Origin of the sequence: Streptomyces sp. NPDC002580, assembly GCF_042889485.1 — a bacterium.
GTDB lineage: Bacteria > Actinomycetota > Actinomycetes > Streptomycetales > Streptomycetaceae > Streptomyces.
The window spans coordinates 1-9,853 of record NZ_JBIAQZ010000030.1; the positions used below are offsets into that span (position 1 = coordinate 1).

9 protein-coding genes are annotated in these 9,853 nt (G+C 73.0%); 4 read left to right on the forward strand and 5 right to left on the reverse strand.

Translation table 11 applies throughout. From position 1 onward, the window contains the following. Window positions 1-192: 192 nt before the first annotated feature. Entirely contained in the window at window positions 193-1,146 is a 954-nt protein-coding gene (locus ACFYW7_RS38780; protein ID WP_389511393.1) for a class I SAM-dependent methyltransferase, read from the reverse strand. 72 nt (window positions 1,147-1,218) lie between these two features. Between ACFYW7_RS38780 and ACFYW7_RS38785 the strand changes: the two genes are divergently transcribed. Both ACFYW7_RS38785 and ACFYW7_RS38790 read left to right on the forward strand, forming a co-directional pair. After that, the gene (locus tag ACFYW7_RS38785) at window positions 1,219-1,659 is read left to right on the forward strand and encodes a helix-turn-helix domain-containing protein (protein ID WP_389511395.1); all 441 of its coding nucleotides are present in this window, start codon (window positions 1,219-1,221) and stop codon (window positions 1,657-1,659) included. 52 nt (window positions 1,660-1,711) lie between these two features. After that, window positions 1,712-2,362, forward strand: a complete 651-nt coding sequence (locus ACFYW7_RS38790) for a PH domain-containing protein (protein WP_389511397.1) — start codon at window positions 1,712-1,714, stop codon at window positions 2,360-2,362. 316 nt (window positions 2,363-2,678) lie between these two features. On the opposite strand, the gene ACFYW7_RS38795 is transcribed toward ACFYW7_RS38790, so the two are convergent. The 3 genes from ACFYW7_RS38795 to ACFYW7_RS38805 all read right to left on the reverse strand — a co-directional run bounded on the left by ACFYW7_RS38795 (window position 2,679) and on the right by ACFYW7_RS38805 (window position 5,940). Beyond that, window positions 2,679-4,295, reverse strand: a complete 1,617-nt coding sequence (locus ACFYW7_RS38795; protein WP_389511407.1) for a phospho-sugar mutase — start codon at window positions 4,293-4,295, stop codon at window positions 2,679-2,681. Window positions 4,296-4,392: 97 nt separating this feature from the next. Then, window positions 4,393-5,217 carry a purine-nucleoside phosphorylase gene (locus tag ACFYW7_RS38800; RefSeq protein ID WP_389511399.1) on the reverse strand — a complete coding sequence of 275 codons (825 nt, stop codon included), beginning with the start codon at window positions 5,215-5,217 and terminating at the stop codon, window positions 4,393-4,395. Between the two features lie 285 nt (window positions 5,218-5,502). Continuing rightward, window positions 5,503-5,940 carry a gamma-glutamylcyclotransferase gene (locus tag ACFYW7_RS38805; RefSeq protein WP_389511401.1) on the reverse strand — a complete coding sequence of 146 codons (438 nt, stop codon included), beginning with the start codon at window positions 5,938-5,940 and terminating at the stop codon, window positions 5,503-5,505. A 107-nt stretch (window positions 5,941-6,047) separates the two neighbouring features. Here ACFYW7_RS38805 and ACFYW7_RS38810 point away from each other — a divergent pair, with 107 nt between their 5' ends. Both ACFYW7_RS38810 and ACFYW7_RS38815 read left to right on the forward strand, forming a co-directional pair. Beyond that, on the forward strand, window positions 6,048-7,496 hold the full coding sequence (locus tag ACFYW7_RS38810) for an NAD(P)H-quinone dehydrogenase (RefSeq protein ID WP_389511403.1): 1,449 nt from the start codon (window positions 6,048-6,050) through the stop codon (window positions 7,494-7,496). A gap of 167 nt (window positions 7,497-7,663) precedes the next feature. Next, window positions 7,664-8,632, forward strand: coding sequence for a DeoR/GlpR family DNA-binding transcription regulator (locus tag ACFYW7_RS38815; RefSeq protein WP_389511405.1), 969 nt, complete (start codon window positions 7,664-7,666; stop codon window positions 8,630-8,632). Window positions 8,633-8,688: 56 nt separating this feature from the next. Here the strand turns inward: ACFYW7_RS38815 and ACFYW7_RS38820 are convergent, their stop codons facing one another. After that, window positions 8,689-9,234, reverse strand: a complete 546-nt coding sequence (locus ACFYW7_RS38820; RefSeq protein WP_389511409.1) for a TetR/AcrR family transcriptional regulator — start codon at window positions 9,232-9,234, stop codon at window positions 8,689-8,691. Window positions 9,235-9,853 lie beyond the last annotated feature (619 nt).

Sequence of the window (9,853 nt, forward strand, 5' to 3'; positions counted from 1 at the left end):
TTTTCCCGCACGGAGGGGCTGAAATTTTCCGCACGGAGGGGCTGAAGTTTCCCGCAGCCGGGATCCGGCGGAAGGGGCCGTGTCGGTACATCGCAAGCCCGTCGCCACCGACGCCCACACCTCACCCGACGGCGACGGGCGGATGTACCGACACGGCCCCGACCCACAACGCACCCGACGCCCGCCCGGGACCTATCCGGCGTGGGCGTCGATCCGCCAGCAGGCCGCCGTGAACCGGACCTCCGAGCCGTGGACGAACGGGTCGAACGCGGTGCGGACCGATTCGACCACCCGGGCGCGGGTCGGCTCGTCCGCGTCCCGCAGCGCGATGCCGACCGGGCCGAACCGGCTGAAGTAGGGAACCAGCTCCGCCTCGGGCAGGACACAGGCCGCGTCGACGGGCCGGATGTCGATCCCGGTCCAGCCGCTCTTCGCCAGCAGCCCCCGCACCCTGTCCGCGTCCGCGAAGGCGAACTGCCCCGGCGCGCCGGGCTCGCGCGCGGGCAGGTCCGGCAGCAGCGGCGCCGCGGCCCGCTCGGCCGTGGTCATGAACGGGTTCTCCGCGATGTCGCGCCAGACGACGAACCGCAGCCCGGCGCCCTCCTTCGCGGCCCGCCGCAGGTTGGTGAGGGCCCGCACCGTGTCCTGGAAGAACATGACGCCGAAGCGCGAGACGACCGCGTCGAAGGCCGCGGGCTCGAAGGCGTGGTCCTGCGCGTCGGCCCGGACGAAGGAGGCGGCCGCTCCCTCACGGACCGCCCGGGCGCGGGCGGCCTCGACCATCGCTTCGGAGATGTCGACGCCGACACACCGGCCGTCCGCGCCCAGCCGCCGTGCGAGGGCCACCGTCGTGCCTCCCGTGCCGCAGCCGACGTCCAGCACTCGGCCCCCGCGCCCGGCCGGCACCGCCTCGACCAGCAGGTCCTGAAGCGGCGCGAACAGCGCGTCCACCATGTCCTGGGCCTCGACCCAGGCATTCCCCGCCGGGCCGTTCCAGCGCGCGGCCTGTCCGTCGTCCGGCGTGTCTTTCACCGTCTCGTCCACCGTCTCGTCCGTCGTGTCGTCCGCTGCGCCGCTCGGTGTGCCGCTCGTCGTGCAGCCCGGCGTGTCGTCCGCCGTGCCGTTCGCCCTGGGGACGGATTCCATGGCACCTCCTGTGCTTGCCCTCATGTCGAGGAGGTGACACCGTCCTACTTGAAGCCGACTTGAGGTCAAGAGATGCCGGACCTGGACATCGCCGAAGTGGCGCGCCGCGCCGGGGTGCCCCCTTCGACCCTGCGGTACTACGAGGAGAAGGGGCTGATCGCCCCGACCGGCAGACGCGGCCTGCGCCGGCAGTTCGATCCCGGCGTGCTGGAGCGGCTGGCGCTGATCGCGCTCGGGCGCTCCGCCGGCTTCTCGCTCGACGAGATCGCCCGCATGTTCGCGCCGGACGGCCGCCCGCGCATCGACCGGCAGGTGCTCGCGGACAAGGCCGAGGAGCTGGACCGGACGATCCGCGAACTCGGAGTCCTGCGCGACTCACTGCGGCACGCCGCCGCCTGTCCCGCGCCGAGCCACCTGGAATGCCCCACCTTCCGCAGAATTCTGGGGGCCGCCGCGTCCGGCGCGGCCGTGACACCGGGCGAGCGGGTCCCGCGACCGCCTTCGCGACCATAGCGAGACCCCTTCGAGCTCAAGCACACCCCCGACGTCGTGCACAATCGAAGTCATGACCACCCCCGACCACCAGTCATCCGTCCAGGACGCCTCGCGACCCGTGACCAAGGACCGGATCCACCGGTCGCCCGCCGGAATCGCGGGCGGCGTCCTGCTGCTGATCATCGCGGTGTGGCTCGGCCTCGACGCGCTGATCTCCGGAACCGGCCGCACCCCGTGGCTGGCGCTCGCCGGGCTGATCCTCGTCGTGCCGCTGGTGGTCGCCTTCACCTTGCGTCCGGCAGTCTTCGTCAACGACGACCGGCTGCGGATCCGCAACCCCTTCCGGATCGTCGTGGTGCCCTGGGGACAGGTCGCCGCGCTGCGCTCCGGCTACTCCAACGAACTCGTCACCAAGGCCGGGACCAAGTACCAGCTGTGGTCGGTACCGGTGTCGTTCAGGGCGCGCAAGCGGACGATGCGGGCGCAGGCACGAGCGGAGGCCGGCGAGAGCCGGGGCGGGTTGCTCGGCGGCGCCGCGAGCGTCAGGGGAGCGGTGAACCCGCAGGCCGACGCCGTCATGGACGACCTGCGCGAGCTGCTGGCGACGCGGGAACAGGTCGAGAGCTCGCAGGGCGAGGTGACCGTGCGCTGGGCGTACGAGCTCATCGGACTGCTGGTGGCCGGCGGAGTGCTGCTGACGGTGCTGCTCGCGACCGGATGACCTCCCGCCCGCTCCGGCCCGCCGGGCGACGCCGCGCGGGCGCCGGACGGCGGCCCCGCACGGTGCGGTCGTGACTCTGGAGCGGTCGCAGCATGATCGTGCGTGACGCGACCTCGGGCGCCGTGCCGGTTCTCGCGGACCGGATCTCCGGCAGGCGATGAACGCCGACGTCCGGCGGACCCTGCCCGCCGCACCGCGGCACCCGTCGGCAGTCTTCCCCGAAGCGCGGAACGGACCCGCCGCCGGGCGCGGCGCGTGGGGCCGGAAGGGCCCGGTGGGAGGCGGCGGACAGGCCGACCCCCACCGGGCGGGTGCCTCAGATGCCGGCCGCGGCCGACAGGTCCCGCTTGATCGCCGTCAGCAGCTCGGCCGCCTCGGCGTGGGCCGCCGGGAGATCGCCGTGGCCGCCGACGGGCAGCACGACCTCCAGGTAGCACTTCAGCTTCGGCTCGGTGCCGCTCGGGCGCACGATGACCCGGGCGCCGTCCAGGGTGTAGCGCAGGCCGTCCGTGGGCGGCAGCGACTCCGTGCCCTTCGTCAGGTCCTCGGCCTTCGTGACGGCCAGGCCCGCGAGCTCCGTGGGCGGCCGCTCGCGCAGCCGGTGCATGGCGTTCGCGATGACGGAGAGGTCCTCCACCCGCACCGAGAGCTGGTCGGTGGCGTGCAGCCCGTACGCGACGGCGATGTCGTCGAGCAGGTCGAGCAGGGTCCGGCCCCGCTCCTTCAGCTCCGAGGCCAGCTCGGTGATGAGCAGGGCGGCGGTGATGCCGTCCTTGTCGCGTACGCCGTCGGGGTCGACGCAGTAGCCGAGCGCCTCCTCGTACCCGAAGCGCAGACCCTCCACGCGGGCGATCCACTTGAAACCGGTGAGCGTCTCCTCGTACGGCAGGCCCGCGCCCTCGGCGATCCGGCCGAGCAGCGAGGACGAGACGATCGACTCGGCGAAGACGCCGCGCGCGCCGCGCCGCACCAGGTGTTCGGCGAGCAGCGCGCCGACCTCGTCGCCGCGCAGCATCCGCCAGTCGGCACCGGCCCTGACGGCCACGGCGCACCGGTCGGCGTCCGGGTCGTTGGCGATGACCAGGTCGGGTTCCGCCGCGCGGGCCGCCGCGAAGGCGAGGTCCATCGCGCCGGGCTCCTCCGGGTTGGGGAAGGCGACGGTCGGGAAGTCCGGGTCGGGCTCGGCCTGCTCGGCGACGAGCACCGGCTCCGGGAAGCCGGCCCGGGCGAAGGCCGCCATCAGCACGTCCTTGCCGACGCCGTGCATGGCCGTGTAGACGGTGCGGGCGGTGCGCGCCGAACCCTCGGCCAGGACGGCGTCCGTACGGGCCAGATAGGCGTCCAGGACCTCCTCGCCGAGGGTCTCCCAGCCGGAGTCGGGGCGGGGCACGTCGGCGAGCGCGCGGATCGCGTCGATCTCGGCGGCGATCTCCGCGTCCGCGGGCGGGACGATCTGGGAACCGTCGCCGAGGTACACCTTGTAGCCGTTGTCGCGGGGCGGGTTGTGGCTGGCGGTGACCTCCACACCCGCGACCGCGCCGAGGTGCCTTATGGCGTAGGCGAGGACGGGGGTGGGCAGCGGCCGGGGCAGGACGGCGGCGCGCAGGCCCGCGCCCGTCATCACGGCCGCGGTGTCGCGCGCGAAGTCCACGGACTTGTGGCGGGCGTCGTAACCGATCACGACGAGCCCGCCGGTCTCGCCCTTGGCCAACAGGTAGGCGGCGAGTCCGGCCGCGGCCCGGATGACCACGGAACGGTTCATCCGCATCGGGCCCGCGCCGAGCTCACCGCGCAGACCGGCGGTGCCGAACTGGAGGGTGCCGCCGAAGCGGGCGGCCAGCTCGGTGACGTCCTCCGCGTCGACGAGCCCGGCGAGTTCGTCACGCGTCTCCGGGTCGGGGTCCTCGGCCAGCCATGCCCTGGCCCGCGCCATGAGTTCGTCCTGCACCTCGGGTGCACCTCTCTTCGCTCGTACGGTTCCGGGTACCCGGGTCGTTCCGCGCCCTGGCCGGGGACGGACGCCCCGCCGCCTACAGACGATCCAGCACCCGGGTCAGGAGTTCGCCCATGCGCGTGGCCGAGTCGCGGCCCGCCTGGAGGACCTCCTCGTGGTTGAGGGGCTCGCCCGTCATGCCGGCGGCGAGGTTGGTGACGAGGGAGATGCCGAGCACCTCGGCGCCCGCCTCGCGCGCGGCGATGGCCTCGAGGGTCGTCGACATGCCCACCAGGTCGGCACCGATGACGCGGGCCATGCGGATCTCGGCCGGGGTCTCGTAGTGCGGGCCGGGGAACTGCGCGTAGACGCCCTCCTCCAGGGAGGGGTCCACCTCCTTGCACAGCGCGCGCAGCCGCGGCGAGTACAGGTCGGTGAGGTCGACGAAGTTCGCGCCGATGATCGGCGAGGTGGCCGTCAGGTTGATGTGGTCGCTGATCAGCACGGGCTGGCCGGGGCGCATGCCCTCGCGCAGGCCGCCGCAGCCGTTGGTGAGCACGATGGTCTTGCAGCCGGCGGCGACGGCGGTCCGGACGCCGTGCGCGACGGCGGCGACGCCGCGGCCCTCGTAGTAGTGGGTGCGGCCGAGGAAGACCAGGGCGCGCTTGTCGCCGATCCGGTACGAGCGGATCGCGCCGCCGTGGCCCTCGACCGCCGGTGCCGGGAAGCCCGGCAGCTCGGTGACGGGGAACTCGGCCTCGGGGGAGCCGAGGGCGTCCACGGCGGGGGCCCAGCCGGAGCCCATCACGAGCGCGACGTCGTGGGTCTCGGCGCCCGTGAGCTCGCGCAGGCGGGCGGCGGCGGCGCCGGCGGCGGCGTGGGGGTCGCCCTGGATGTCGTCCGGAAGAAGAGATGCGTTCACGCGCAAGAGGGTAGCCGGTCCGGGCCTACGCGCGTAGATGACGGAGCTCACGGTCTTGCGATCGTTGTCTTGTCGTTTCCGACAGGGCAGGGGGGAGAGCGGGGTTCCCGGACGGCGCGGGGAAGGGGGCGGGCGGCAGGGCGGACCGGGCGCGGCCGCGCCCGGGAAGAGACCCGGGACCGGGCGCGGAGAGGTGCCCGGCGGTCCGGGCGGGGGCCGCGGGGACGCCCCGGACCTGGGCGGGGACGGCCGCGGGACGGCGTGGCGGGTCCACGCCCGGGAGCCTCAGCAGGGCCGCTTGCGGAGCTCCATGACGTAGTCGTGCGGCGCCCCGGCCGATTCGGCGGCGTCCGCCAGCTCGCCCAGATAACGCGCCGAGGGCAGACCCCCCTCGTACCCGTTCAGCACGTACAGCCACGCGGCCTCCTCACCCTCCAGGGTGTGCACCCGTACGCGCATCCGGCGGTAGACGTCGAGGCCGACGCCCTCCCAGCGGTCCATGGACTCCTCGTCCGGTGGCGCGATGTCGTACAGCGCCACGAAGACCTGGGACCGCGGCGCCTCGACGATCGTCGCGAGCGCGCCCTCCCAGCCCATGTGCTCGCCGCCGAAGGTCAGCCGCCAGTCGTTCAGCCAGCCCGTGGCGCGCAGCGGCGAGTGCGGGGCGCGGCGCGTCATGAGCCGCGGGTCGAGATTGCCGGCGTACGCGGCGTAGAGCGACATGGGGTCGAGGGTACGGCAGCGACACGTACGCCTCTCGCGTAACAAAGTGGCTCGGATGCCCCGGATCCGGGACCCCCGGGCGGAAGCACCTTGAAGCGTGCGGGACAATGGAGTACGTGACTCGGATCGTGATCATCGGTGGCGGACCCGGCGGCTATGAGGCTGCGCTGGTGGCAGCGCAGCTCGGCGCGGAGGTGACCGTCGTCGACTGCGACGGTCTGGGCGGGGCGTCGGTGCTCACCGACTGCGTGCCGTCGAAGACTCTCATCGCCACGGCCGAGGTGATGACGACCTTCGACTCCTCGTACGAGGAACTGGGGATCATCGTCGCCGACGACACCCCGCACATCGACCAGGCCGCCCGGGTGGTCGGCGTCGACCTGGGCAAGGTCAACCGCCGTGTGAAGCGCCTCGCGCTCGCCCAGTCCCACGACATCACGGCCTCGGTGACCCGCGCCGGCGCCCGCGTCCTGCGCGGACGCGGCCGGCTGGAGGGCATGCAGGCCCTGGACGGCTCCCGCAAGGTCGTCGTGAGCGCCGCGGACGGCACCGAGGAGACCCTCGCCGCCGACGCCGTGCTCATCGCCACCGGCGGGCACCCGCGCGAGCTGCCCGACGCGCAGCCCGACGGCGAGCGCATCCTGAACTGGACCCAGGTCTACGACCTCGACGAGCTGCCGGAAGAGCTCATCGTGGTCGGTTCCGGTGTCACCGGTGCCGAGTTCGCCGGCGCCTACCAGGCCCTCGGCTCCCGCGTCACCCTCGTCTCCAGCCGCGACCGCGTGCTGCCGGGCGAGGACCCCGACGCCGCCGCCGTCCTGGAGGACGTCTTCCGCCGCCGCGGCATGAACGTCATGGCCCGCTCCCGCGCCGAGTCCGCCAAACGGGTCGGCGACCGTGTCGAGGTCACCCTCTCCGACGGCCGGGTCATCAGCGGGACGCACTGCCTGATGGCCGTCGGCGCCATCCCGAACAGCACCGGGATGGGCCTGGAGGAGGCCGGTGTCAGGGTCCGCGACTCCGGGCACATCTGGACCGACCGGGTCTCGCGCACGACCGCTCCGGGCGTCTACGCGGCCGGAGACGTGACCGGCGTCTTCGCCCTCGCGTCCGTCGCCGCCATGCAGGGCCGCATCGCCATGTACCACTTCCTCGGCGACGCGGTGGCCCCGCTCAACCTGAAGACGGTCTCCTCGAACGTCTTCACCGACCCCGAGATCGCCACCGTCGGGTACTCCCAGGCGGACGTCGACGCGGGCAAGATCGACGCCCGGGTCGTGAAGCTGCCGCTGCTGCGCAACCCGCGCGCCAAGATGCAGGGCATCCGCGACGGCTTCGTCAAGATCTTCTGCCGCCCGGGCACCGGCATCGTCGTCGGTGGTGTGGTCGTCTCCCCGCGCGCCTCGGAGCTGATCCACCCGATCTCGATCGCGGTCGACAACAATCTGACGGTCGAACAGATCGCGAAGGCGTTCACCGTGTACCCGTCGCTGTCCGGCTCGATCGCCGAGGTGGCACGGCAGTTGCACACCCGGAAGATCACGGGCGAGGGCTGACGGCTCCGGGCGACTCTTCGCTGGTCACAGGGAGTCGGCGACCGTGCGTACGGCATAAGCGGGGCGAGTGGGCGCGTATACCACTCCGGGTCCTGCGATGCGAACAACTTCTGTTATTCGGCGCAAACTGCTGAAAGCAGACGGTCGTTGGGGTTACTGTCAGTTTCGTGTTCGCTGCAGAACGTCGCCAATTGATCCTCGAAATGGTGCGAGCGAATGGGGCCGTGTCGCTCCGTGAGCTCGCCCGCGTCGTCCAGACCTCCGAAGTGACCGTACGGCGGGACGTGCGCGCACTGGAGGCAGAAGGACTCCTCGACCGCCGGCACGGCGGTGCGGTATTGCCGGGCGGGTTCACGCGGGAGTCCGGCTTTCCGCAGAAATCGCATCTCGCGACCGCCGAGAAGACGGCCATCGCCGATCTCGCCGCGGGTCTCGTCGAAGAAGGCGAGGCCATCGTGGTGGGGGCGGGTACCACCACACAGGAGCTGGCCCGCCGGCTCGCGCGGGTGCCCGGCCTGACCGTCGTCACCAACTCCCTTCTGGTGGCCCAGGCGTTGGCCCATGCCAACCGCGTGGAGGTCGTGATGACCGGCGGAACCCTGCGTGGTTCCAACTACGCGCTGGTCGGCTCGGGTGCGGAACAGTCCCTCCAGGGCCTGCGCGTCTCCCGGGCGTTCATCTCCGGGAGCGGGCTGACCGCCGAACGCGGGCTCTCCACGTCCAACATGCTCTCGGCGTCCGTGGACCGCGCGCTCGTCCAGGCGGCCGCGGAGGTGGTGGTCCTCGCCGACCACACCAAACTCGGTACGGACACCATGTTCCAGACCGTGCCGACCGACCTCATCACCCGGCTGGTCACGGACGAGCCGCCGGCGCACGACGACCGCGCGGCCACCGAACTGCAGGCCCTGGCCGATCAGGGCGTACAGATCGCGGTGGCCGGGTCGTCCGCACCGGGCGGCGCGGGTGGAGATCCGATCCCGGCGGGGCGCCAGTCGCGCCGGGACGTACCGCTCCCCGGTCCGCGCCGGGGGCAGGTGGTCCCGGGCTCGGGGCCGCAGCTACGGAGCGCGACCGTGATGGGGGACCAGCCCCCGGCCGAAAGGGCACGGGTGGCCGACCTCCGACGTCGCTGACGGCGTCGGACGGACCGCGGGGCCGACGGCGGAACTCCGCGTCCGGCCCGGTCGGTTCACGGTTTCAGGCCACGCAGTGTCAGATTCAGCAGGCGGTCGGCCAGTGCCGGGTCGTCCGGGGTTTCCTCCGCCGCCAGCGCGATGGCGTTGGTCAGCTGGAGGAGATCACCGATCGAGACGTCGGGGCGTACGGCCCCCGACTCCTGGGCGCGGAGCAGCAGGGCGCTGCCCGCCTCACGCATCGGGCCGCTGCACCGGGCGAGGTGTGAACCGTCGTCCCGCGAGGCCGACATGAGGGCTCGCGCGAGCCCTCGGTACTCGCTCGCGTGCGTGACGATCTCGCGCAGCCATTCCACCAGGGCGGTGCACGGCTGCGGGGAGTCGAGCAGTTCGCGCGAGCGGGCCAGCAGGTCGTTCACGGCTTCCCCGAAGACCGCACTCATCAGGGCGTGCCGATTCGGGAAATGCCGGTACAGCGTGCCGATCCCGACGCCCGCGCACCGGGCCACGTCCTCCAGGGACGCGTCGGTGCCGTGCTCGGCGAACGCCGAGCGCGCCTCGGTGAGCAGCCGCTCGTAGTTGCGCCGGGCGTCCGCGCGCATGACGCGCGGCGCCCCGACCGCAGGGGGCACGGACATCCCGGCCCGCTCCCACGCGCTCGCCACCGCCATGGTCTCCACCCGCCCTCTCCCGCCGCCCGGCCGCGCTCCAGGATGCCACCGGCGGCGGCCGGGCGGATTCCGCGCGGGGGCGCGGGGGGACGGCTCGAAGCATCATCGCGGGTCGCGCGGCGGAGGGGCTGAGCGCTGTCGTCTGCCGTCTGTCGGGTGACAGGTGGTGCGTCGTCGTCGGCCGGGGGGGGGGCAGACCCCGTGTCGTCGTCGACCGGGGGACGCGTCCGTGCGTCCTTGTCGACCAGAGGTCGGGCTCGCGCGTCGTCGGTCGAGGGGCGAGTCCGTACGGCGTCGGCGGCGGGGGCGCGTCCGTACGGCGTCGGCGGTACGGCGGAGCGCCCGGTGGTCCGCGTGTGCGGTCCACCGGGCGCTCCGGGGTGCTCCGGGCGAACGGGTGAGTCACCCGTTCGTGTTGCTCAGCTCTGATCTCTCAGGCCTCGCGTTCTCAGTCCTTCAGTCCTTGATCTCGCAGATGGGGGCTCCGGAGGTGACGGAGGCGCCGACCTCGGCGCTGAGGCCCTTGACGGTGCCCGAGCGGTGCGCGTTC

Bases quoted from the DNA above. Each gene is read 5' to 3' on its own strand.
- ACFYW7_RS38780 (WP_389511393.1), bottom strand. From the start codon at position 1,146: ATGGAATCCGTCCCCAGGGCGAACGGCACGGCGGACGACACGCCGGGC.
- ACFYW7_RS38785 (WP_389511395.1), top strand. From the start codon at position 1,219: ATGCCGGACCTGGACATCGCCGAAGTGGCGCGCCGCGCCGGGGTGCCC.
- ACFYW7_RS38790 (WP_389511397.1), top strand. From the start codon at position 1,712: ATGACCACCCCCGACCACCAGTCATCCGTCCAGGACGCCTCGCGACCC.
- ACFYW7_RS38795 (WP_389511407.1), bottom strand. From the start codon at position 4,295: ATGGCGCGGGCCAGGGCATGGCTGGCCGAGGACCCCGACCCGGAGACG.
- ACFYW7_RS38805 (WP_389511401.1), bottom strand. From the start codon at position 5,940: ATGTCGCTCTACGCCGCGTACGCCGGCAATCTCGACCCGCGGCTCATG.
- ACFYW7_RS38810 (WP_389511403.1), top strand. From the start codon at position 6,048: ATGGAGTACGTGACTCGGATCGTGATCATCGGTGGCGGACCCGGCGGC.
- ACFYW7_RS38820 (WP_389511409.1), bottom strand. From the start codon at position 9,234: ATGCGCGCGGACGCCCGGCGCAACTACGAGCGGCTGCTCACCGAGGCG.